We start from the raw sequence: 385 nt of genomic DNA, 5'->3' as shown, positions 1-385 counted from the left end.
CGATGATCGTATCGGGATGCGCTTTCTGGATATCACCCAACGGCCCGCCGATGAGGCCTTCGCCGAACGGGCAGGGCACGGTCGCCGAAAGCATCTTCGTGCCGGCCTTCAGCGTCGGCACGACATTGTCGAGCATGGCCTGGAAAATCGATGGCACGCCGGCCATGACGTGGACGTTGCCGATGCGGAAGCCAGGTGCGACCGACACCGGATTGTCGATGAGATCGGCGCCGCGCGGCATCCGCGCCATGCGCTTGCGGGCCTGCGTATATTCGATGCCACGCGCGGCATAGCTTGCTTCCAGCATCGCATAGGCCCGGGCATCGTATTCGCAAGGCACGCCAAAAGCCTTGGATATGGAATCGGCCGTGATGTCGTCATGCGT

General features: G+C 62.6%; 1 protein-coding gene. It reads right to left on the bottom strand.

Translation table 11 applies throughout. The annotated features are described in order from the left end of the window. Positions 1-385: molybdopterin-binding protein (locus tag EN893_RS37885; protein ID WP_164901586.1), on the bottom strand; the 385-nt coding region annotated here is incomplete at both ends.

It is taken from the genome of Mesorhizobium sp. M7A.F.Ca.CA.004.04.2.1 (assembly GCF_004022825.1).
Classification (GTDB): Bacteria; Pseudomonadota; Alphaproteobacteria; order Rhizobiales; family Rhizobiaceae; genus Mesorhizobium.
Note: the sequence above shows the minus strand (reverse complement) of the source record. Positions and strands in the feature narration are given on the sequence as shown.